A 21929-nucleotide genomic window follows, 5' to 3' on the forward strand; every position below is an offset into this window, starting at 1 on the left:
GGGCGACGCCGTCACCGCCGGGCTGCTGCGTCGGGTCACCCGATGACCGTCCTGCTCATCGCACTGGGCGCGGCGGTCGGCGCGCCGCTGCGTTACCTCACCGACCGGGCCGTGCAGTCCCGGCATGGCTCGGTGTTCCCCTGGGGCACGCTGCTCGTCAACGTGGCCGGGTCGCTGCTACTGGGCGTCCTGGTCGGATGGCCGGCCGGCCCGGCGGTGAGCGCGTTGCTCGGCACCGGGTTCTGCGGCGCGCTGACCACCTACTCCACCTTCAGCTACGAGACGCTGCGGCTGACCAGAGACGGTCATCGGCTCCTCGCGCTGGCCAACGTGCTTGGCAGCGTGGCCGCCGGGCTCACCGCGGCCACCACCGGCTACGCCCTGGCCCGCACCCTGACCGGCTGACCGCACACCGGCCGCGCCGCGCCCGATTCGATCTCCACCAACGCCTGGCCCAGGCGCGATCCACAACACACCGAGGGTATATACGCGGGGTATACCCTCGGTGTAGTCTGCTGGCATGAGCGTGCCACTGACCCTTCTCGGCCTCCTCGAACGCGAGCCCAGCCACGGTTACGACCTGAAGCGCGACTACGACGCCTTCTTCGGCCGGGGCAAGCCACTGCCGTTCGGCCAGGTCTACTCCACCCTCAGCCGACTGGCCCGCGACGGCAAGGTGGTGATCAGCGACGTCGCTCCCGGCTCCGGCCCCGACCGCAAGCGCTACATCATCACCGACGTCGGCGCGACCGAGGTCGAGCAGTGGCTGACCCAACCGGTCGACCCGGAACCGCACCTGCAGACGGTGCTCTTCGCCAAGGTCGTGCTCGCGCTGATGCTGGACCGGCCGGCCGCCGAATACCTCGACACCCAGCGCAGCGCGCACCTGCACCGGATGCGTGAGCTGACCGAGATCAAGCGCGCCGGCAGCCTGGTCGACGCGCTGCTCGCCGACCACGGCCTCTACCACCTGGAGGCGGACCTCCGATGGATCGAGATGACCGGCGCCCGCCTGGACGCCCTCCGGAAAGAGGTACGGCCGTGAGCGTCGTGATCGAAGCGCGCGACGTCGAGTTCTCCTTCGGTCAGACGCCGGCCCTACGTGGTGCCAGCGTCGCCGTGGAGGCGGGCGAGATCCTCGCCGTCATGGGCCCCAGCGGCTCGGGCAAGTCCACCCTGTTGCACTGCCTGGCCGGCATCCTGGTGCCCGACTCCGGCGAGATCCTCTTCGACGGCGCCCGGGTGCACGCCATGGCCGAGACCGAACGCAGCAGCCTGCGCCGGGACCGGTTCGGTTTCGTGTTCCAGTTCGGTCAACTCGTCCCCGAGCTGACCGCTGTGGAGAACGTCGCGCTGCCACTGCTGCTCAGCGGCGTACACCGTAAGCAGGCGCTGCCCAAGGCGACTGCCTGGTTCGCGCGCCTCGGTCTGGACGGCCTGGAGCACCGGCGCTCGGGCGAGCTCTCCGGCGGGCAGGCGCAACGCGTCGCCCTGGCCCGGGGCCTGGTCGCCGAGCCGCAGGTGCTCTTCGCCGACGAGCCGACCGGCGCGCTCGACTCGCTCACCGGCGAGCAGGTGATGGACCTGCTGGTCAGCGCGGCCCGTGAGCAGGGCACCACCGTCATCCTGGTCACCCACGAGGCCAGGATCGCCGCGTACGCCGACCGCGAGGTCATGGTCCGCGACGGACGCGTCAACGCGCCGGCCCGGATCGCCTCGTGATCCGCTTCGGGCTCCGCCTCGCCGTGGCCGGCGGACGTGAAGCGCTCACCCGCCTGGTCGTCATCGCCGCCGCCGTCGCGATCGGCAGCGGGCTGCTGCTGACCACCCTCGCCGGGGTCAACGCGGTCAACTCCCAGCTCACCCGGTACGCGTCGATGTATCCCAGCGCCTCGGCCGGCGACGCCGACCCGCTGTGGTGGTCGAACCGGCAGGACTACTTCCACGGCAAGCAGATCATCCGCATCGACGTCGCCGCGACCGGCTCGACCGCGCCCACCCCGGTCGGTATCCCGACCACCCCGGGCCCCGGCGAGTACTACGCCTCGCCAGCGTTCCGCGAACTGCTGGCCGCCCACCCGGCCGACCAGTTGGGCGACCGCTACCCGGGGCGTGACCTCGGCACCGTCGGACCGGCCGCGCTGACCTCGCCGGACACCCTGCTCGTCATCGCCGGCGGCACCCCCGACCAGGTCGCCCAACTGCCCAACGCGCAGAAGGTCACCAGCATCGGCGAGACCCCCGCCCTTCCCGAAACCACCGTGAACCTCATCCTCGGTGTGGTCGCCGGCGGGTTGCTGTTCCCGGTGCTGATCTTCATCGGCACCGCCACCCGGCTCAGCGCCGCCCGCCGGGAGCAGCGGTTCGCCGCGATGCGCCTGGTCGGCGCGACACCCCGGCAGATCTCGCTGGTCGCCGCCGTGGAGGCGGGCCTCGCCGCCGTCGTCGGCACCGCCGTCGGCTTCGGCCTGTTCTACGCCTTCCGCGACCCGCTCGCGAGCATCCCGTTCACCGGTATGCCGTTCTTCCCCGGCGACATGTCCCTCACGGGGGGGGACATTTTGCTGGTGGCGCTCGGCGTCCCGGCCGGCGCGGCGCTGGCGGCCCAGATCTCGCTGCGCCGGGTACGGATCTCGCCGCTGGGCGTCACCCGACGGGTCACCCCCCGTCCACCGCGCGCGTACCGGCTGATCCCGATGGTGCTCGGCGTCGCCGTGCTGGTTTTTGCCATCGGCTTCCGGCCCGAGACGTCCGACGGCCAGGCGGCGGTGTTCCTGCCCGGCCTGTTGCTCATCATGGCCGGCCTGGTGTTCGCCGGTCCCTGGTTGACGATGGTCGGCGCCCGGGTCATGGCCCGGTACGCCAACCGCCCGGCCTCGCTCATCGCCGCGCGACGCCTCGCCGACAACCCGAAGGCCGGCTTCCGGGCGATCAGCGGCATCATGCTCGCGCTCTTCGTCACGAGCGTGTCCGTCGGCGTGATCACCACGATCGTCGCCAACCGCGGCCCGGCGCCCACCGGCTCGACCGACGCGGGCACGGTGACCACCGTCTTCGACGAGGGGACAGCGTCGGTGCCCGACACGCTCTTCGCCGAGCTGCGGGCGATCACCGGGGTGCGCTCCGCGACCGCCATCCGCGAGAACCCGGTGGTGACCGACTCAGGCGAGGTCGGGGTGATCGCGTGCACCGACCTCCCGAGCGAATACGGTCGGTGCGCCGACGGCGCGGGCGTCATCGAGGTGCCGTTGGGCCTCAGCCGCTGGCGGGAGTCGGCGTCGTCCGCGACGGTCTGGCCGGCCGCGTCGCTCACCCTCGACGAACTCCAACGGCTACCGGTCGGGGCGATGGTCGTCGGCACGGACGGTTCCGCCGCCGCCGTCGAGCGCACCCGTACCGTGCTGGAGGTCGCCTTCCCGACCTTCTGGGTGGGGCCGAACGTGCCCGGTGACTTCGAGTCGGACTTCGCGAACACGCTGCGCGGCTGGGAGCAACTGGCCAACGTCATCATCATCGCCAGCCTCGCGCTCGGCGGGTGCAGCCTGGCGGTCAGCGTCATCGGTGGTCTCACCGAGCGCAGACGCCCGTTCAGCCTGCTGCGCCTCAGCGGGGCTCCGGTGCGGATACTGCGTCGGGTGGTGGCGTTGGAGAGCGCCGTGCCGATGCTCGCCGTCGCCGCCGTCGCCATCGGCATGGGCCTCCTCGCCGCCCACCTGTTCCTCCGGGCGCAGATGGGCTACACCCTCGTCGCGCCTCGGCCGGGGTTCTACGTGATCGTCGTCGTCGGGTTGGCGGCCTGTCTCGGCGTCATCGCGTCCACCCTGCCGCTGCTGGAACGGATCACCGGCCCGGAGACCGCCCGCAGCGAGTAGTGGTCACCCCGTCGGCCCGGTGGTGGTGAGAGCTACCACCGGGCCGAGGACGAAGACGGCGGGTGGGCCGACGCCCTCCCGGGCGGCGACAGCGCCGATCTCGTCCAACCGGGCGGGCACCGATCGTTGGTCGGGCAGCCCGGCGTCCTGCACGGCCAGCACCGGGCTCTCCGGGGCACGACCGTGCTCGATCAGCACGGTCGCGATCTTGGCGATGGTGTCGACGGCCATCAGCAGCACGACGGTGCCCCGGGCCCGGGCCAGCGCCGCCCAGTCGACGAGCGAGTCGGGGTGCCCGGGTGGCAGGTGCCCGGACACGACCGTGACGTCGTGCGCCACGCCCCGGTGCGTCACCGGCACGCCGGCGAGGGCCGGTGCGGCGAGCGCGCTGCTCACCCCGGGCACCACAGTCACCGGCACGCCGGCGGCCACGCAGGCCTGCACCTCCTCGTGGCCGCGCCCGAAGACGTACGGGTCACCGCCCTTGAGCCGGACCACCCGGCGGCCGGCGCGGGCGTGCGACACCAGTGCTTCGTTGATCGCCTCCTGGGCCATCGACGGGCCACGGGGCACCTTCGCGGCGTCGACGACCAGCACGTCGGGGCGCAGCCCGGCGAGCAGCCCTTGCGGCGCGAGCCGGTCGACCACGACGACGTCAGCGGCGTCGAGCAGCGCCTTCGCCCGTACCGTGATCAGGTCGTCGGGCCCCGGCCCGCCGCCGACCACGGCGACCGAGCCGTGGTCGTGGTGTGCGTGGTCGTGGTGGTCGTGCCCGTGATGGTGATGGTGGTGGCCGACCGGGTCGTCGGGGTGGTCGTGCGGGCGTTGCGGGCGGCCCACCTTGTCGGCGAAGCCGGGCATCAACACCCGGTACGCGCAGGTGTCGCAGTTCATCCTGATGTCCCCGCCCAGCGCCTCGGCGTACCGCTCCAGGACGAGGTCGGCGAGGGCGTCACAGTCGCCGATCACCTCGGCGACGCGGACGTCCAGGTCGGGGTGGGCGGCGGCGAACTCCGCCGACTGGGCGAGGATCCGGTCCGGCAGCACCCCGGCGAACAGGAAGTACGGTGCCACCACGATCCGCCGCGCGCCGAGGCGGCGCAGGCGCTCCAGCACGGCCGGCACCGACGGCTGCGCCAGGGAGATGAACCCCGGCTCCACGCCCGCGTAGCCGCGGCCCTCCCAGAGCAGCCGGGCGACCTTGGCGACCTCGGCGTTGGCGTCCGGGTCGGTGGACCCCCGCCCGATCAACGCCACCCACGTGTCGGCCCGGTCGGCACCAGCCGGCCCCGTGCCGGCCAGGTCGGCACCGGACAGCACCGTATCGGGCCGGTCGGCGCCGGACAGGGCGGCGTCGATGCGCTGTTCGAGGGCTTCGTGCAGCAGCGGGTGAGGGCCGAGCGGGCGGCCGTAGCGGTAGCTCAGCCCGGGGTGGCGCTGCTGCTCCCGAGCCATCGCGGCGGGGATGTCGCCCTTGCCGTGACCGGCGCCGGTGAGCACCAGCGGCAGCGCCACCAGCGCCCGGTGCTCCCGGGCGACGAGAGCGCCGACCGCGTCGGTCAGCGGGGGACGGGACAGCTCGATGAAGCCGCCCTCGACGTCGCCGATGTCACCGCGAGCGCGGACCCGCTCGACGAGAGCGGCGAACTGTTCGACCCCGGCCGCGCTGCGCGTACCGTGCCCGACGATGACCAACCCGGTCATGACTTCTCCTCGACGTAGAGCAGGGCGTTGAGGGCGGCGGCGGCGACCGCCGAGCCACCCTTCTCCCCCACGTTGGACACGGCGGGCAGGCCGCTGGCCCGCAGCGCCGCCTTCGATTCGGCGGCACCCACGAAGCCGACCGGCAGGCCCACCACGAGCGCCGGTGCGGCGTCCACTGTGAGCAGTTCGACAAGCGCCGTGGGCGCGCAGCCGACCACCCAGACCGCCCCGGGCCCGACCCGCTCCACTGCGATCCGGACGGCCGCCGCCGAGCGGGTGATCCCGGCCGAGCGGCCCAGCGCGGTGGCGGCCGGCTCGGCGACCGGGCAGACCAGTTCCAGGCCGGCCTGGGTGATGCCGGCGGCGACCATCGCCACGTCGGTGACCACGGGCGCCCCGGCGCGCAGCGCCGTCAGCCCCGCTTCCAGGGCGGCCTCGTCGCAGACCAGTTCGTCGACGTAGGCGAGGTCGGCGCTCGCGTGCACCACCCGCTCGGTCACCGCGCGGGTCAGCGGCGGCAGGTGCGACAGGTCGACGCGCTCGCGCAGGATGCGGTACGACTCGGCCTCGATGGGGTGCACGACCCGGCTCATCGGGCTCCTTCACAGGGGTCGGGCTCGACGACGCGGATCGCGTCAGGGTCAGCGACGACGCGGATCGCGTCGACGGGGCAGATCTCCAGGCACTCCAGGCAGCCGGTACACCGGTCGTCGCGGACCGTGAGGCCACCGGCGACCGGTCGGATCGCGTGGGTGGGGCAGGTGAGCAGGCACGCGCCGCAGCCCTGGCAGGCGTCGACCGTCACGAACGCCACCGGTACCCCCGGGGTGTGACCATCCGGCCAGCGACCAGCCGCGTGTCGCTGCTGCCCACGACCACGACGCTGTACATGTCGACGATCGCCGGGTCGAGTGTGGCCACTGTGGCGAGGTGCACCCGTTCGCCGGGGCGGCTGGCGTTGCGCACCACACCTACCGGGGTGTCCGGTGACCGGTGCGCGGCGAGGATGCCGAGCGCCTTGCCGAGCTGCCAGTCGCGGGCCCGGCTGCGCGGGTTGTAGAAGAGCGTCACGAAGTCGCCCTCGGCGGCGGCGGTGACCCGCCGCTCGATGACGTCCCACGGGGTGTGCAGATCGGACAGGCTCACATAGGCGTGGTCGTGGCCGAGAGGCGCGCCGAGCAGCGCCCCGGCAGCGAGGGCGGCGGTGACCCCGGGGACGCCCACCACCTCGATCCGCTCGTCGGCGTACTCCAGGGCCGGGCTTGCCATCGCGTACACCCCGGCGTCGCCGGAGCCGATCAGCGCGACCGCCCGGCCGGCGGCGGCCTCGGTGACGGCGGCGCGCGCCCGCGCCTCCTCCGCGCCGAGCCCGCTGGAGAGCACCCGGGTGCCGGGGCGGAGCACGTCGCGGACCTGCTCCAGGTACTGGTCGAGGCCGACCACCACGGCGGCGCGACGGAGCTCGGCGACCGCGCGGGGGGTGCGCAGGTCGGCGGCGCCCGGCCCGAGGCCGACGACGGCCAGCCGGCCACGTGGCGCGTGCCGGGCCACGGCGACGGTGGCCATCGCCGTCGCGGTCTTGCCCACCAGCAGCATCGCGTCGTCGGCCCGGCCGTCCGGGCCGAGCAGGGCCGCGGCCTCCGCCACGCTCGGCGTGCCGACCGCGGCCCGGACCACCTCGCTGGGGTGCGGCACGTCGACCGCCGCCAGCCGCGTCGCCGGCCAGGTCACCAGGGGTACGCCGAGCGCGTCGACGGTGCTGCGGATGCCCGCCTCGTCGGCCTTGATGTCGGCGGTGGCCAGGCAGCGCAGGCTCGCCGGGTCGAGGCCGGCCTCGGCCAGCACCCGGTGCAGCAGCTCCGCCACCTCGGCGGCGGGTACGCCCCGACTCGCGCCCACGCCGGCGACCAGCGACGGCGGCCGCAGCACGGCGGTCCGCTCGTCGGGCGACACGACCCGGTCGGTGACCAGCAGCCGGTACCCGTCGTCCGTCGGGTCCTCGTCAGCCGGGCGCACGTTCGGGGGCAGGGCGGGTAGCGGCCAGTCGGCGTCGGCGATCAGCCGGACCGGCTCGCCGTCCAGGATGGCCCGGGACACCGCGGCGACAGCACCCTGCACGGGCCAGCCGAGGGTGTCCAGGCCCGGCAGGTCGACCGCGTCGGTGGCGGTGGTGATCACCGGTCGGGCGTCCAGCAGGGCGGCGACCTGCTCGGCGAGGGCGTTGGCCCCGCCGGCGTGCCCACCGAGCAGCGCCACCGCGTGCCGGGCGGCCTCGTCGACGACCACCACCGCCGGGTCGGTGCGTTTGTCGTCGAGCAGCGGCGCGACGATCCGTACCACCGCCCCGGTGGCCAGGAACGCGATGACCGCGTCACACATGGCCCAGGCGGTCCGCAGCGCGTCGGCGACGGTCTCCCCCTCGACCAGCCGGGCGTGCGGCCAGGCGGCGGTCACTGTGTCGGCGTGCCGGCGGCCGGCTGCGGTGGCCGCCACCAGGCCGATCCGGGCGGGCGGGTTCTGTTCGGTCACTGGCGCTCCCCGGTGAGGACGACCACCGGGTTGGTGGCCGCGAGGCGGATCGACCCGCCCGGCAGGTCGGCGAGGCGGGCGGCGGAGAGCTGGCTGCCCTCGACCGTGTAGCCGGCGGCGCGTAGCAGACCCACGGACGGTGCGACCCGGTCCAGTGCGGCCAGGGTGAGCACCACCCGCTCGGGTTGGCGGGCCGCCACGGCGGTGAGGACGTCGACACCGCCACCGCCGACGAAGACCGCGTCGGGCTCGGGGAGGCCGGCCAGCGCCGCCGGGGCACGTCCGCTGATCAGTCGGACGTGCACGGCGTGCGCCGCGGCGTTGGCCCGGATGGTGGCACCGGCGTCGGCGTCCTGTTCGACGGCGAGCACTGCCGCGCCGAGCAACGCGCACTCGATGCCGACCGAGCCGCTGCCCGCCCCGATGTCCCAGATCAGCCGGCCCAGTCGGGGGCGCAGCCGGGCGACGACGAGGGCGCGCACCTCCGACTTCGTGATCATGGAGTCGCGGTGGACGTACCGGTCCTCCGGCAGCGCCCAGCCACCGGCCGGCGCGGCGGCGGGCTGGTTGTCGGCGCGCATACCGGCCGTACCCCGGTAGGGCGGGGCGTCCGCGGGCCAGACGGGCGCGGCGGGGGTTGACGTGGACCCGGCGGGCGCGGCGTCGGCGGGCGCGGACCCGGCCGGTACCGGGTCGGCGAGGCTGAGCAGGACGTGCGGGTCGGCCCAGGTCTCGGCGGCGGCCTGCTCGGGGGTCACCGCGCGGATCCGTTCGGCGGCGGTGCCCAGGTGCTCGGCGACCAACAGGCGGCGGGACCAGCCGATCAGGCCGGCGCCCAGCTCGGCCGCGCCGGCGCCGGGCGCGGTGAGCACCGCGACCAGTGGCAGCGCCCGGCAGGCGTTCAACGCCGGGCGCGGATCGCGGCCGTGCGCGGTGACCACGGCGGCGCCGTCCCAGGGCAGCCCGGCGCGGGCGAACGCGGCGGCCACACTGGAGACCGCCGGCACCACCCGCAGCGGCAGCCCGGCCGCGCGCAGCCGCCGGACGATGCCGAACAGGCCGGGATCGCCGCTGGCCAGCACCACGGCCGGCACCCCGGCGTCGACGGCCTCGGCGAGGCGGCGCAGGGCGGGGGCGAGCGGCCCGAGGGCGATGGTGTCCGCGCCGGCCGGTACGGGCACCGCGGCCAGGTGCCGGGCGGCCCCGACCACCAGCCGGGCGGTGGCCAGCACCGGCGCGAGCGCGGGGTGCGGGGGTGCGCCCGCCGCGTCCAGGCCGACCACTGACACGGCGGTCGCCGGGGCGGGTGGCGTCGCCGAGGCCATCCGTGTCATCGGGGCCACCGGCCGGACGAGGCGACGACGTGCGCTCCGGCGAAGTCGACCATCGCCACGTCCACTGTCACCGTGGGCCCGGCGAAGCGCCGCAACACCGCCTGGACCCGCTGGCAGAGCAGGTCGCCGGCCGGGGCGAGCAGCCCGGCGGCCTCCCACAGCTCGTACGCGTGTCGCCCGGTGTTCGCCTCGGTCACGGCGGCGACGAGCGACGGGTCGCCGCCAGCCTCGGCGGTCACCGCGCCGAGCAGGGAGAGGTCCACCTTGGAGCGGGTGTAGTGGGTCATCAGGATGCCGGCCGCCAGTTTGGCGAGCTTGCCGGCCATGCCGACGAAGACCACACCGGTCATGGCGTCACCCACCGCGGCGGTCACCGCGGCCCCGGTGAAGTCGCCGACCTCGACGAAACAGACCTCGGGCAGGTCGGGCAGGAGCGTACGGGCTGCCCGCTCGGTACGCCCACCGGTGCAGAGCACCACTGTCGGCTCGCCCTGGGCGGCCATCACGTGCACGGCCTGCACGACGCTGGCCCGCCACGACGCGGTGGAGAAGGGGCGGACGATCCCGGTGGTGCCGAGGATCGAGATGCCACCGAGGATGCCGAGGCGACGGTTGGTGGTCTTGCGGGCCATGATCTCGCCCCGGGGCACGCTGATCACCACCCGGACTCCGACCTCGCTGAGGTCGACCACCTCGGCCACGGCGTCGCCGATCATCCGGCGGGGGGTGTCGTTGATCGCCGGGCCGCCGACCGCGAGCCCGAGGCCGGGTTTGGTGACCGTGCCGACACCGGCACCGCCGGCCAGCCGCAGGCCGGGCACGTCGGTCCAGTTCACCGTGGCGGTCAGCTCGGCGCCGTGGGTGACGTCCGGGTCGTCCCCGGCGTCCTTGACCACCACCGCCTCGGCCCGGACCGGTGGGGTGCCGGTCACCTCGCAGCGCTCGACCGGGAACCGCACCCGCTGACCGGCCGGCAGGCCGATCTCCACCTCCTGCTGGGTGCTGCCGGTGACCAGCGCGGTGACCGCGGCCTTCGCCGCCGCCGTCGCGCACGCGCCGGTGGTCCAGCCGGTGCGCAGCGCTGTGGGCCGGACCTTCGCGGTACGCGGCAGGTCCGGCTCGCGCAGCGGCGGCTCGGCGTACGTCATGGGGTTTCTGTTTCTCCGGCGCGGGCGCGGCGCAGCTCGGCGCGGGCGGTCGGCTCGGCCCGGCGGAAGGTGTGGAAGTGCCCGGGGTGGTACAGGTGCGAGCGGGTGCCCTCGGCGGTGAGGGCCGGGCCGACCAGGAAGAGAGTGTGCTTCCACAGCTTGTGCTGCTTGACCGTCGCCTCCAGGGCGCCGACGGTGCAGCGCACCACCAGTTCGTCGGGCCAGGTCGCCTGGTACGCCACCACGGCCGGCGTGTCGTCGGGGTAGCCGCCGGCCAGCAGTTCGGCCTGCACCTGCCCGGAGCGGGCGGCGGAGAGGAACAGCGCCATCGTGGTGCCGTGCCGGGCGAAGTCCCGGACCCGCTCGCCGGGCGGCATCGGGGTCTTGCCGCCTTCGAGGCGGGTGAGGATGACCGACTGGGCCACCTCGGGCACTGTCAGCTCCCGCCCGATGATCGCCGCGACGGCGGTGAACGAGGACACCCCGGGCACGATCTCGACGGCCAGGCCGAGCGCCCGGCACAGGTCCAGTTGCTCCTGCACCGCGCCCCACAGCGCCGGGTCTCCGGAGTGGATCCGGGCCACTGTCAGCCCCTGCTCGGCGGCGCGCTGGTAGAGCGGCAGCACACCCTCGATGGGCAGCTGCGACGAGTCGACGATCTCCGCGTCGGGGCGGGCGTGGTCGAGCACGTCGGCGTGCACCAGGCTGGCCGCCCAGATCACGATGTCCGCCTCGGAGATCACCCGGGCGGCCCGCAGGGTCAGCAGGTCCGCCGCCCCCGGGCCGGCTCCGACGAACCACACGGTGCCGTCGCTGGTCACAGCTTTCCTCCTCGGTGCTCGCGGCGGGCCGGAACCAGCAGCGTCGACAGGTACGGCAGGTCGTGCCCGGTGTCGTCGACCGGGCCGACGCGTTCGCCGGGGAGCCCCAGGCCGCGTCCGAGCACGGCGTCGGCGAGGCGACCCTGCCGGCGCAGCTCGGCGAGCAGTTCCGGGTGCCGCCGCCAGCCCTTGTAGACCACCACGGTGCCCGGCCCGGCGAGGGCGTCGGCGAAGAGCGCCAGGCCGGCGGTGGCCGGGAGCAGGGTGAGCGGTTCGCGTCCCTCACAGAGCGGGGTGCCACTGCGCGCCGCCAGCTCCTGCATGGCGGTGATGCCGGGCACTGTCGCCACCCGCACCGCCGGGCGCAGCGCGCGGACACTCTGGGCCAGGTAACCGAAGGTGGAGTAGACGTTGGGGTCGCCGATGGTGGCGAACGCCAGCGACCGCGCGCCCGCGTCGATCGCCTCGACCACCACCCGGGCGGCGTCGTCCCAGGCCGCCGCCCGGCGCGGGGTGACCCCGCCCCGGTCGTCGAGCGCGAACGGCAGCCGGCGCAGCCGGTCGGTCGTGACGTGCTCCCGCACTGTCGCCTCGGCCCGCCCGGCGTCCGCACCCGGCGGCGTCGCGTCGACGGGCGCGGTGGGCGCGACCCGGTCCGCCATCACGGGTACGAAGACCAGGTCGGCCTCGCGCAGCAGCCGCACCGCCTTGACGGTGAGCAGTTCCGGGTCGCCCGGGCCGACGCCGACCCCGGTGAGCGTGGCGCTCATCGGGCCGCCTCGACCAGTCGGCGGGCCGCGTCCGGGTGACCGGCCCAGTGGGTGTGCAGGTAGGAGGCGTGCACCCGGCCGGCCACGAAGCCGTGCGGGGTGTCGTTCCACTGCCACGCCGGTGCGTCGCCGTACCCCGGGTCGGTGGTGGTGCGGTGGAACTCGTGGCCGCGTACCGGCTCGCCGGCGCGCGCCACCGGGGAGTCGGTGACGGCGAGGGCCTCCCGGTAGCCGAGGGTGAGCCGGTCGGTCATCCGGGCGGTCAGGTCCAGCCGACCGCACATCGGTACGCCGTCCAGGGAACGCCCGAGGTAGAGCAGCCCGGCGCACTCGGCAACGATCGGCCCGTCGAAGTCGGCCAGCTCCGCGCGGAGCGCGGTGTTGTCGGCGAGCGCCTGCGCGTACGCCTCGGGGAAGCCCCCGCCGATCACCACCGCCCGGGTGCCGGTGGCCAGGGCCGGGTCGCGCAGCGGGTCGACGGTGACGACGTCCGCGCCGGCAGCGGTGAGCAGTTCGGCGGTCTCGGCGTACGAGAAGGTGAAGGCCGGGCCACCGGCGAGCGCGACCCGTGGTCGTTCGAGGCCGACCGGCCCGCCGACGGCGGCGACCGGGTCCCACGCCGGGGTGGTCAGCGGCGGGGCGGTCCGGGCCAGGTCGAGCACGGCGTCGAGGTCCACTGTGGCCTCGACCAGCTCGGCGAGCGCGGTGACGATCGCGACGGATTCGGGTGCCCGCTCGGCGACCGGCACCAACCCGAGGTGCCGTGCCGGCGCGGCCACCTCGGCGGCGCGGGTCACCGCCCCGAGCACCGGTACGCCCACCTCGGCGAGGGCGTCACGCAGCAGCGTCTCGTGCCGGGGTGAGCCGACCCGGTTGAGGATCACCCCGCCGATCCGTACCGCCGGGTCGAACGCGGCCATGCCGAGGGTGAGCGCGGCGGCCGACCGGCCCTGCGCGGTGGTGTCCAGCACCAGCAGCACGGGTGCCTCGATCAGCCGGGCGACGTGCGCGGTGGAGGCGAAGTCGCGGCGGCCCACCGCGCCGTCGTGCAGGCCCATGACGCCCTCGACCACGGCGATGTCGGCGGGCGTGGGGACGCTCGCGCCGTGTCGCAGCAGTGCGGCGATCCGGTCGGCTCCGACGAGGAACGGGTCGAGGTTGCGCCCTGCCCGCCCGGCGGCGAGGGCGTGGTAGCCGGGGTCGATGTAGTCGGGCCCGACCTTGTGCGGGCTGACCGTCAGGCCTCGCCGGCGCAGCGCGGCGAGCAGCCCGGTGGCCACAGTGGTCTTGCCGTGGCCGCTGGCCGGGGCGGCGACCACCACCCGGGGCAGCTCCCAGTGCGCGCTCACCACTCGATGCCCTTCTGGCCCTTCTGGCCGGCGTCCATCGGGTGCTTGACCTTGGTCAGCTCGGCGACCAGGTCGGCGGCGGCGACCAGGCGCGGGTCGGCGTCCCGGCCGGTGATCACGACGTGTTGGAAGCCGGGGCGGTCGGCCAGGGTGGCGACCACCTCGTCGACGTCCACCCAGCCCCACTTCATCGGGTAGGTGAACTCGTCCAACACGTACAGCCCGTAGCGCTCGGCGGCCAGGTCGCGCTGGATCTGCCGCCAGCCCTCCAGGGCGTCGGCGGCGTGGTCGGCGTCGCCGCCGCGCTGGATCCAGGACCAGCCCTCGCCCATCTTGTGCCAGGCCACCGGCGCGCCCTGGCCGGTGCGCTCGTGCACCTCGCCGAGCGCCCGGAAGGCGTTCTCCTCCCCCACCCGCCACTTGGCGCTCTTGACGAACTGGAACACCCCGACCGGAAGACCGGCCGTCCAGGCCCGCAACGCCAGCCCGAAGGCCGCCGTCGACTTCCCCTTCATCTGCCCGGTGTGGACGATCAGCAGTGGCCGGTGCCGCCGCTGCCGGGTCGTCAACCCGTCCTGCGGCACCGAACTCGGCTGTCCCTGCGGCATCAGACCGTCCCCCGTCCCGCGGCCACTCCCGTGCCCGCCTCTTCCGCGATCTTGCAGTTTCTGTTGGTCATATGTGCACTTCGCCCTTTATGCCGCGACAGGAAGTGCAAGATCGCGGGGGTGGGTGAGGGCTTCCAGGGGAGTTCTTGGGGCATTGAGCTGGGTGGCCAGGCGGGCGGCCAGGTGCAGGCGGACCGGACCCGTCTCGCAGTCGACGACCACGCACGGCGCGCCGGTGGCGGACAGGACCGCTGCCGCCGCTGCCGCCCGGTCCAGCGGCCGGGTGCCCGCCGTGGCCCTCCCATCGGTGACGATGAGGACCAGTGGGCGGCGCTTCGGGTCGCGCAGGCGCTCCACCCGCAACAGGTCCGCGGCGGCGAGCAGCCCCTCGGCCAGCGGCGTACGCCCACCGGTCGGCAGTTCGGCCAGCCGGGTCGACGCGGCCAGCACCGACGAGGTCGCCGGCAGCAGGGTCCGGGCGCCGGCACCCCGGAACGCGATCACCGCGACCTTGTCCCGCCGCTGGTACGCGTCGGTGAGCAGGGCGAGCACCGCGTCCTTCACAGTGGCCATCCGCTGCCGCGCGCCCATCGAGCCGCTCGCGTCCACCACGAACAGCACCAGGTTGCCCTCGCGCCCCTCACGAACCGCCTCGCGCAGGTCGTCGCGGCGCAGTCGCAGCGGACCGGTGAGCCGGCCCCGGGCCGCCTGGTGCGGCGCGGCGGCGCGGATCGTGGCCGGCAGGTGCAGCGCGCCGACCCGACCCGCCGGTACCCGGGCGCCGGTGGTGCGCCCCCGCCCGGTGCGGGCCCGAGACCGTCGGCCCGGCACCCCGTCACCCAGGCCGGGCGCGGTGAGCACCCGCGCCCTCAACCCACCCCGGGGTACGGCCACCGGCTGGGACTCCCCGCCGCGGGTCGGGTCGTCGGCACCGGTCGCCGAATGCCCGCCACCGCGCAGGCGCGAGTCCCTGCCGTCGTCACCCCGATCGGCCTGCTGGTGCTGCGGCCAACCGTCGTCGTCCCGGTCGCCCGGCTGGCGCTGCGGCCAGCCGCCGGTGCCGTCCGGCCCGTCGGTGCCAGCGCCATCACGCGCCGTCGGGTGCTCCGCCGAACCCGGTTCACCCTGGTCGACGCCGTCGCCGCTGCGGTCGTCTCCCTGCGGGCCGCCACCCTGCGGGCCGCCCCCGTTCGGGCCACCGCCCCCGGCCGGGCCACCGCCCTGCGGGCCGCCGTCCGGGTCACTGCCGTCGGGGCCGCGGTCGTCGGGGCCGCGGTCGTCGGGGCCGGCGTCGTCCGGGTCGTCGGGGTGAGCGTCCTGGGCGCGCTGCAACGCCTCGTCGAGGCGCTTCTCGTCCAGCCCCGGGGTGTCGAACGGGTCGCGGCGGCGGCGGTGCGGCAGGGCCAACCGGGCCGCCACCCGGACGTCGTCGATGGTGACCCGGTCCCGGCCGTGCCAGGCGGCGTGGGCGAGGGCGGTACGGGCGGTGACGATGTCGGCCCGCATCCCGTCCACGTCGAACGCCGCGCACACCTCGGCGATCTGCCGCAACGCGGCGTCCGGCAGTCGTACCCCGGGAAGTCGGCGGCGGGCGGCAGCCACCTGGTCGGCGATCTCCGCGTCGGCGTCGGCCCAGCGGGCGGCGAAGCCGACCGGGTCCGCGTCGGCGGCCAGCCGGCGGCGGACCACCTCGACCCGGATCTCCGGGTCCCGGCTGGCGCCCACCTCCACAGTGAGCCCGAACCGGTCGAGCAGCTGCGGGCGCAGCTCCCCCTCCTCCGGGTTCATCGTGCCGACCAGCAGGAACCGGGCCGCGTGGCTGACCGAGACGCCCTCCCGCTCGACGTGGCTGCGGCCCATCGCCGCCGCGTCGAGCAGCAGGTCGACGAGGTGGTCGTGCAGCAGGTTGACCTCGTCGACGTAGAGCACACCTCGGTGCGCGGCGGCGAGCAGGCCCGGCTCGAAGGCGCGTACCCCCTCGCCGATCGCCTTCTCCAGATCCAGCGCACCGACCACCCGGTCCTCGGCGGCGCCCACCGGCAGCTCGACGAGGCGGGCCGGACGGGTCTCGGCGGCGACGTCGGCCGGGTGCGGGCCGTCCGGGCACGCCGGGTCGGGCTCGGCCGGGTCACAGCCGAAACGGCAGCCGGCGACCCGCCGCACCGGGGGCAGCAGCGCGGCGAGGGCCCGCACGGCGGTGGACTTGGCGGTCCCCTTCTCACCCCGGACCAGCACCCCACCGATCGCCGGGGAGACCGCGTTGAGCAGCAACGCCAGCCGCATGTCGGCCATGCCGAGCACCGCGCTGAACGGGTAGGTCGTGGTCACGGTCATGCCCGGTCCTCCAGGTCGCCCTCACTGGCCAGGTACGTGTCGCGCAGCCGGTCCAGGGTGGCCGGCTCCGGCTTGGCCCACAGCCCCCGGTCGGCGGCCTCCAACAGGCGTTCGGTGATGCCGCGCAACGCCCACGGGTTGGACTGCTCCAGGAATTCCCGGGTGGTCTCGTCGAAGAGGTACGCGGCGGCCAGGTGCTCGTACATCCAGTCGTCGACCACACCGGCGGTGGCGTCGTAACCGAACAGGTAGTCCACTGTGGCTGCCAGCTCGAACGCGCCCTTGTAGCCGTGCCGGCGCATCGCCGCGATCCACTTCGGGTTGACCACCCGGGCCCGGAACACCCGCCGGGTCTCCTCACCCAGCGTGCGGGTGCGCACGTCGTGCGGCATCGCCGAGTCACCCACGTACGCCTGTGGTGACGTGCCGGTGAGGTGGCGGACCATCGCCACCATTCCGCCGTGGTACTGGAAGTAGTCGTCGGAGTCGACGATGTCGTGCTCACGGGTGTCCTGGTTCTTCACCGCCACCGCGATCCGGGCGAACGAGCGCTCCATGTCGGCGCGCGCCTCCCGCCCGTCCAGGCCCCGGCCGTACGCGTAGCCGCCCCACACCGCGTACACCTCGGCCAGGTCGGCGTCGCTGCGCCAGGTCCGGGCGTCGATCAGGGGCAGCAGCCCAGCGCCGTACGCGCCGGGCTTGGACCCGAAGATCCGGGCGGTGGCCCGCCGCTCGTCGCCGTGCTCGGCGAGGTCGGCGGCGACGTGCGCCCGCAGGTAGTTCTCCTCGTCCGGCTCGTCCAGAGTGGCGACCCGCCGGACCGCGTCGTCGAGCAGCGCCACCACGTGCGGAAACGCGTCGCGGAAGAAGCCGGAGATCCGCACCGTGACGTCGACGCGCGGGCGGCCCAGCTCGACGGTCGGCACCACCTCGATGCCGGTCACCCGCCGGGACCTGTCGTCCCAGACCGGCCGGCAGCCCAGCAGCGCGAGCACCTCGGCGATGTCGTCGCCCTGGGTGCGCATCGCGCTGGTGCCCCAGACGGTCAACCCCACCGAACGGGGGTACTCGCCGGTGTCGGCGAGGTGCCGGGCCAGCAGTGAGTCGGCGAGGGCCACCCCGACGTCCCAGGCGTTGCGGCTGGGGATGGCCTTCGGGTCGACGGAGTAGAAGTTACGGCCGGTGGGCAGCACGTTGACCAGGCCCCGGGTGGGTGAGCCGGACGGGCCGGGCGGCACGAACCTGCCGTCCAGCGCCCCGAGGGTGTTGGTCAGCTCGTCGGTGGTCCGGTCCAGTCGGGGCACCAGCTCGGTGGCGGCGAAGTGCAGCACCGCGGCGACGTCCGGCATCGACCGACCGGTCACCTCCGTCACCACGGCGTCGATGGCGTCCACTGCCCAGTCCAGGGTCTCCATGCCGACGACCAGTCGCCGGGCGAGAGCCTCGATCAGGTCGATCGCGTCGGCGGCGGTGCCGGCCGGCCCGTCCACCACGTCGGTCAGCGCCTCGGGCAGCGCCAGTCGCTGTCCCGGCGACGCGAGCAGTTCCTGCTCGTCGAGGGAGTACGCGACGGCGAGGGCCTGTCGCAGGCCGGGCAGGGCGCGGGCGCCGCCCCAGATCTGCGGGGCGCGCAGCACCGCGAGGACCAGGTTGACCCGGGGCTCGCCGGTGGGCGCGTCGGCGAGGATGTGCAGCCCGTCGCGGATCTGCACGTCCTTGACCTCGCACAGGTACCCGTCGAGGTGCAGCACGAAGTCGTCGAAGTCGTCCGCGTCGGGCATCGCCTCGGCGTGCAGGTCGTGGTGCAGCTCGGCGGCGCGCACCAGGTCCCAGATCTGGGCCCGTACGGTGGGCACCTTGGCCGGGTCAAGCGCCTGCACCGTCGCGTACTCGTCGAGCAGTTGTTCCAGTTTGGCCAGGTCGCCGTAGGTCTCGGCGCGGGCCATCGGCGGGACCAGGTGGTCGACGACCACGGCGTGCGCCCGCCGCTTGGCCTGGGTGCCCTCACCGGGGTCGTTGACGATGAACGGGTACACCAGCGGCAGGTCGCCGAGGACCGCGTCGGGCCCGCAGTCGGCGGCCAGGCCGAGGCCCTTGCCGGGCAGCCACTCCAGGGTGCCGTGCTTGCCCAGGTGCACCACGGCGTCCGCGCCGAAGCCGCCGTCCGCGACCGGCGCGGTCAGCCAGCGGTACGCGGCCAGGTAGTGGTGACTCGGCGGCAGGTCCGGGTCGTGGTAGATGGCGATCGGGTTCTCCCCGAAGCCGCGGGGCGGCTGGATCAGCAGCACCACGTTGCCGAAGCGCAGCCCGGCGAGCACGATGTCCCCGCCCTCGGTGTACAGCTCGCCCAGCGGCTCACCCCAGTGCTCCCGCATCCGCTCGCGCAGCTCGGCCGGCACCTGGTCGAACCACCGCTGGTACGTCGGCCCAGGTATCCGGGCCTCGGCCGCTGCCAACTGCTCCGGGGTGAGCCACTCCACGTCGTGACCACCGGCGGCGATCAGCGCGTGGATCAGCGCGTCGCCGTCGTCGGGCGGCGGCGCGTCACCCAGGTCGTAGCCGGCCTCGGCCAACGCGGCGAACAGCCGGACCGCCGACGCCGGGGTGTCCAACCCGACGGCGTTGCCGACCCGGGAGTGCTTGGTGGGGTACGAACTGAGCACCACGGCGATGCGCTTGTCGGCGTGCGGCACGTACCGCAGCCGGGCGTGGCGTACCGCGATCCCGGCGACCCTCGCGGCCCGCTCGGGATCGGCGGCGTAGACCGAGAGCCCGTCCGCGTCGATCTGCTTGAACGAGAACGGCACCGTGACGATCCGGCCGTCGAACTCGGGGATGGCCACCTGCATGGCGGCGTCCAACGGGGACAGGCCGGCGTCGCTGTCGGCCCACTGCGCGCGGGTGCTGGTGAGGCAGAGCGCCTGGATGACCGGCACGTCCAGGGCGGCCAGGGCGCCGACGTCCCAGGCGTCCTCGTCGCCGCCACCGGAGGCGTCGGCGGCGACCGCGCCGCCGGCCGCGAGCACCGTGACCAGCAGCGCGTCACAGCGGGCGAAGAGCCCGAGTGGTCCGGCGCCCGCGGTCAGCCCGCGCAGCGAGCCGCAGAAGATCGGCAGCGGGTTGCCGCCGGCCTGGCGGACCGCGTCCGCGAGCACGTCGACGAATCCGGTGTTGCCGGCGAGGGCGTGCGCCCGGTAGAAGACGATTCCCACTGTGGGCCGATCCGGGTCGGCGGGGTGGTCGCCGTGCACGCCGTACGCCGGGGTGGGCGCGGGTGCGGCGAACCCCTCGCCGGTGAGCAGCACCGTGTCGGAGAGGAACCGGGCCAACTGTCCGAGGTTGTCCGGGCCGCCCTCCACGAGGTACGCCAGCGACTGGGTGACGACCCCGGACGGCACTGTGGAGATGGCCATCAGCTCCGCGTCGGGCAGCGCCTCACCGCCGAGCACGACAGTCGGCACGCCGGTGGCGAGCACCGCGGCAAGACCGTCCGGCCACGCCTGCCGACCGCCGAGCAGGCGTACGACGACGAGGGCGACCCCGTCGAGCAGGGCGGGCACCTCCTCGGCGGCGACTCGGGCGGGGTTGGCCAACCGGTAGTCGGCGCCGCTGGCGCGGGCGGCCAGCAGGTCGGTGTCGGCGGTGGACAGCAGCAGGATGCGCACGGCAGGCTCCGGAAAGTGACGTCGGCGCGTTCGCCGAGGCGATCGGGCGACGAAGGATGGGCGCGGGGTTCAGCAGGCACCGCGACCCGGGCGACTCACCGACGCGGGGCCGGCGGCGACGGGTGGCGCGGTGTCGAACTCAGCGGTGAACGGCGCGGGAGCGTGCGGATGCCGGCGCGGCGGCGCGGCCGGGTCGGGGCGCGGCGGGGCGTCCGCCGCTCGGCTCACGACGGTGATCGTCGGTGACAGAGACGCCGTGCGTCATCGGGTCCTCCTCGGGTGTCCACGCCCTGGGGTACATCCCGACGGCCGAAGTATCCTGGCTTCCGGATCGACGCTCTCCCCCGGCCTTCCAACCGCAGACACACGGCCGTGACTCACGAGGGGGGATCGCTCCCCGGTGACAGTGGCGGGACCGCGTCGGATTCGCACCGACTTCCTTCACTGCCGTCAGGCCGCGAATGCTGCCACACCCCTCCGCCGCCGGTCAACGCCGCCCCGGCCCCGCCAGGCGGACACCAGCCATCGAAGCTTGGCGATCGATGCAGGCGGGGCTCCGCACCACGCGACGCCACAGATCAATGTGCGCCGCCCTTTGCTCTGCTTACCTATCTGCACCAGACACGGAGCGTCACCGGTGCACATAGGTAAGCAGAGCAAAGGGCGGTCTAAGGCGTCGTGGCCTGCGCCGATCGTCCGGCGGGACGGTGCCCTGCGGTGCGCTGACCTAGGATCGGCGACACCACGCCCGTGATCCGCGATCAATCTCGGAGATCGATTACCATGGTCGCTCCGCAGTTCCACCACCTGGCGGGTCGTGTCTGGATCTGTCCGGGCGACTCCGAGCCCGAGGCGGTCCAGGCCGGCGTCGCCGTCGTGGCCGACGAGCGCGGCAGTGTGATGATCGACGCCGGGCAGAGCCCCGCGCGTGCCCGCGGCATCCAGGCCGCGCTCACCGCAGCCGGACTTCCGAAGCCACGCTGGCTCGTCTACACCCACCACCACTGGGACCATGTCTGGGGAGCCTGCGCCTGGCCCGGCGTGGAGATCGTCGGGCATGAGACGGCTGTGCCGCTGCTGCGCGCCGAAGCCGCACAGCCGTGGAGCCACCACTATCTGGACGAGCGGGTACGCGCCGACCCTCGTCTCGGCCCGAGCTTTCGGGGGCGGGCACGCGCGATGGACTCCTGGGAGGATTTTGCGATCCTGCCACCAACCCGGACGTTCACCGATGTCGACGAGTTGCCAGTGGGCGTCGAGCTACGACACGTCGGAGGCACGCACGCGCCGGACTCGACAATTGTGCTGGTGCCGGACTCGGGCGTCATGCTGCTGGGCGACTGCTTCTACCCGCCGCCCGCGCACCTGCGCCAGCCGGAGGATGGCCTCGATCTCGACCTGATCCGGCGACTACTCGACGGTGACTACCACTGGTACGTCTCCAGCCACGCGGAGCCGGTGACGTTCGAGCAGGCCCGCACGGCCGTGGACGACACCTGAGCCCGGCGGCCCTCAGCGGGCGTGGCGTTCCGGGTGCGCCCGGCTCCAGGTCCGCATCCGTTCCGGGTAGCCGGTGCGCCCGGCCTCGTACAGCGGCACCGCGTGCTTGCGGGCAATCGCCCCGGCCGCCCTGGGCGTGCCGGTGCGCCGGCGGATCCACTCACCGTCGTGGGCGATCGCCACCACCGTGGTGTCCGTCGCCGTGGTCTCCGGCTCCAGGTAGAACTCCACGCCCCGCCGGCTGGCGACGAACGCCTCCAGCGCCGCGAGGTCCTCGCGGGTCGCCTCCCGGTCC

19 protein-coding genes and 1 riboswitch are annotated in these 21929 nt (G+C 74.5%); of the genes, 5 read left to right on the forward strand and 14 right to left on the reverse strand.

Annotated elements, in window-relative coordinates:
- The first annotated feature begins 42 nt into the window (after positions 1-42).
- The 4 genes from crcB (at position 43) to AB0B48_RS20615 (ending at position 3872) form a co-directional block, all read left to right on the forward strand.
- On the forward strand, positions 43-405 hold the full coding sequence (gene crcB / locus AB0B48_RS20600) for a fluoride efflux transporter CrcB (RefSeq protein WP_357203846.1): 363 nt from the start codon (positions 43-45) through the stop codon (positions 403-405).
- 115 nt (positions 406-520) lie between these two features.
- Positions 521-1045 carry a PadR family transcriptional regulator gene (locus tag AB0B48_RS20605; RefSeq protein ID WP_091398392.1) on the forward strand — a complete coding sequence of 175 codons (525 nt, stop codon included), beginning with the start codon at positions 521-523 and terminating at the stop codon, positions 1043-1045.
- Positions 1042-1722 carry an ABC transporter ATP-binding protein gene (locus AB0B48_RS20610; RefSeq protein WP_357203848.1) on the forward strand — a complete coding sequence of 227 codons (681 nt, stop codon included), beginning with the start codon at positions 1042-1044 and terminating at the stop codon, positions 1720-1722. The genes AB0B48_RS20605 and AB0B48_RS20610 overlap by 4 nt, the downstream gene beginning before the upstream one ends.
- On the forward strand, positions 1719-3872 hold the full coding sequence (locus AB0B48_RS20615) for an FtsX-like permease family protein (protein ID WP_357203850.1): 2154 nt from the start codon (positions 1719-1721) through the stop codon (positions 3870-3872). The genes AB0B48_RS20610 and AB0B48_RS20615 overlap by 4 nt, the downstream gene beginning before the upstream one ends.
- Positions 3873-3875: 3 nt before the next feature.
- Here the strand turns inward: AB0B48_RS20615 and cobA are convergent, their stop codons facing one another.
- The 13 genes from cobA to AB0B48_RS20680 form a co-directional block, all read right to left on the reverse strand.
- Positions 3876-5576, reverse strand: coding sequence for a uroporphyrinogen-III C-methyltransferase (cobA, locus tag AB0B48_RS20620; protein WP_357203852.1), 1701 nt, complete (start codon positions 5574-5576; stop codon positions 3876-3878).
- Positions 5573-6169: a precorrin-8X methylmutase gene (locus AB0B48_RS20625; protein ID WP_357203854.1), complete on the reverse strand. Its 597-nt coding sequence runs from the start codon at positions 6167-6169 to the stop codon at positions 5573-5575. Before AB0B48_RS20625 ends, cobA begins: the two co-directional genes overlap by 4 nt.
- A complete protein-coding gene (locus AB0B48_RS20630) occupies positions 6166-6390 on the reverse strand; it encodes a 4Fe-4S binding protein (protein WP_357203856.1) in 225 nt (74 codons plus the stop codon). The genes AB0B48_RS20625 and AB0B48_RS20630 overlap by 4 nt, the downstream gene beginning before the upstream one ends.
- Positions 6378-8105, reverse strand: coding sequence for a precorrin-3B C(17)-methyltransferase (cobJ, locus tag AB0B48_RS20635; protein ID WP_357203858.1), 1728 nt, complete (start codon positions 8103-8105; stop codon positions 6378-6380). The genes AB0B48_RS20630 and cobJ overlap by 13 nt, the downstream gene beginning before the upstream one ends.
- Entirely contained in the window at positions 8102-9439 is a 1338-nt protein-coding gene (gene cbiE, locus AB0B48_RS20640) for a precorrin-6y C5,15-methyltransferase (decarboxylating) subunit CbiE (RefSeq protein ID WP_357203861.1), read from the reverse strand. The genes cobJ and cbiE overlap by 4 nt, the downstream gene beginning before the upstream one ends.
- Positions 9436-10587 carry a cobalt-precorrin-5B (C(1))-methyltransferase gene (locus tag AB0B48_RS20645; RefSeq protein ID WP_357203863.1) on the reverse strand — a complete coding sequence of 384 codons (1152 nt, stop codon included), beginning with the start codon at positions 10585-10587 and terminating at the stop codon, positions 9436-9438. Before AB0B48_RS20645 ends, cbiE begins: the two co-directional genes overlap by 4 nt.
- Positions 10584-11408 carry a precorrin-4 C(11)-methyltransferase gene (cobM, locus tag AB0B48_RS20650; protein ID WP_357203865.1) on the reverse strand — a complete coding sequence of 275 codons (825 nt, stop codon included), beginning with the start codon at positions 11406-11408 and terminating at the stop codon, positions 10584-10586. Before cobM ends, AB0B48_RS20645 begins: the two co-directional genes overlap by 4 nt.
- A complete protein-coding gene (gene cobI / locus AB0B48_RS20655; RefSeq protein ID WP_357203867.1) occupies positions 11405-12178 on the reverse strand; it encodes a precorrin-2 C(20)-methyltransferase in 774 nt (257 codons plus the stop codon). The genes cobM and cobI overlap by 4 nt, the downstream gene beginning before the upstream one ends.
- A complete protein-coding gene (locus AB0B48_RS20660; protein ID WP_357203869.1) occupies positions 12175-13530 on the reverse strand; it encodes a cobyrinate a,c-diamide synthase in 1356 nt (451 codons plus the stop codon). Before AB0B48_RS20660 ends, cobI begins: the two co-directional genes overlap by 4 nt.
- Entirely contained in the window at positions 13524-14135 is a 612-nt protein-coding gene (gene cobO / locus AB0B48_RS20665) for a cob(I)yrinic acid a,c-diamide adenosyltransferase (RefSeq protein ID WP_355007415.1), read from the reverse strand. Before cobO ends, AB0B48_RS20660 begins: the two co-directional genes overlap by 7 nt.
- Before the next feature lie 87 nt (positions 14136-14222).
- A complete protein-coding gene (locus tag AB0B48_RS20670) occupies positions 14223-16469 on the reverse strand; it encodes a magnesium chelatase subunit D family protein (protein WP_357203872.1) in 2247 nt (748 codons plus the stop codon).
- Positions 16466-20134, reverse strand: a complete 3669-nt coding sequence (gene cobN, locus AB0B48_RS20675; RefSeq protein WP_357203874.1) for a cobaltochelatase subunit CobN — start codon at positions 20132-20134, stop codon at positions 16466-16468. The genes AB0B48_RS20670 and cobN overlap by 4 nt, the downstream gene beginning before the upstream one ends.
- Before the next feature lie 69 nt (positions 20135-20203).
- Positions 20204-20362, reverse strand: a complete 159-nt coding sequence (locus AB0B48_RS20680) for a hypothetical protein (RefSeq protein ID WP_357203876.1) — start codon at positions 20360-20362, stop codon at positions 20204-20206.
- Between the two features lie 84 nt (positions 20363-20446).
- A riboswitch (cobalamin riboswitch) is annotated at positions 20447-20576 on the reverse strand.
- Between the two features lie 341 nt (positions 20577-20917).
- On the opposite strand from AB0B48_RS20680, the gene AB0B48_RS20685 reads away from it, so the two are divergent.
- Positions 20918-21634, forward strand: coding sequence for an MBL fold metallo-hydrolase (locus tag AB0B48_RS20685; RefSeq protein ID WP_357203878.1), 717 nt, complete (start codon positions 20918-20920; stop codon positions 21632-21634).
- Between the two features lie 12 nt (positions 21635-21646).
- Here AB0B48_RS20685 and AB0B48_RS20690 read toward each other — a convergent pair.
- Positions 21647-21929 (reverse strand): hypothetical protein (locus AB0B48_RS20690; RefSeq protein WP_357203880.1); only part of this gene is annotated, 283 nt, incomplete at its 5' end.

This window comes from Micromonospora sp. NPDC049089 (assembly GCF_040648775.1).
Lineage (GTDB): Bacteria > Actinomycetota > Actinomycetes > Mycobacteriales > Micromonosporaceae > Micromonospora.

What these genes read in the sequence shown, in the direction of transcription:
- crcB (WP_357203846.1), top strand. Translation starts at nt 43, where the DNA reads ATGACCGTCCTGCTCATCGCACTGGGCGCGGCGGTCGGCGCGCCGCTG.
- AB0B48_RS20605 (WP_091398392.1), top strand. Translation starts at nt 521, where the DNA reads ATGAGCGTGCCACTGACCCTTCTCGGCCTCCTCGAACGCGAGCCCAGC.
- cobA (WP_357203852.1), bottom strand. Translation starts at nt 5,576, where the DNA reads ATGACCGGGTTGGTCATCGTCGGGCACGGTACGCGCAGCGCGGCCGGG.
- AB0B48_RS20625 (WP_357203854.1), bottom strand. Translation starts at nt 6,169, where the DNA reads ATGAGCCGGGTCGTGCACCCCATCGAGGCCGAGTCGTACCGCATCCTG.
- cbiE (WP_357203861.1), bottom strand. Translation starts at nt 9,439, where the DNA reads ATGACACGGATGGCCTCGGCGACGCCACCCGCCCCGGCGACCGCCGTG.
- AB0B48_RS20645 (WP_357203863.1), bottom strand. Translation starts at nt 10,587, where the DNA reads ATGACGTACGCCGAGCCGCCGCTGCGCGAGCCGGACCTGCCGCGTACC.
- cobI (WP_357203867.1), bottom strand. Translation starts at nt 12,178, where the DNA reads ATGAGCGCCACGCTCACCGGGGTCGGCGTCGGCCCGGGCGACCCGGAA.
- cobO (WP_355007415.1), bottom strand. Translation starts at nt 14,135, where the DNA reads ATGCCGCAGGGACAGCCGAGTTCGGTGCCGCAGGACGGGTTGACGACC.
- AB0B48_RS20670 (WP_357203872.1), bottom strand. Translation starts at nt 16,469, where the DNA reads ATGACCGTGACCACGACCTACCCGTTCAGCGCGGTGCTCGGCATGGCC.
- AB0B48_RS20685 (WP_357203878.1), top strand. Translation starts at nt 20,918, where the DNA reads ATGGTCGCTCCGCAGTTCCACCACCTGGCGGGTCGTGTCTGGATCTGT.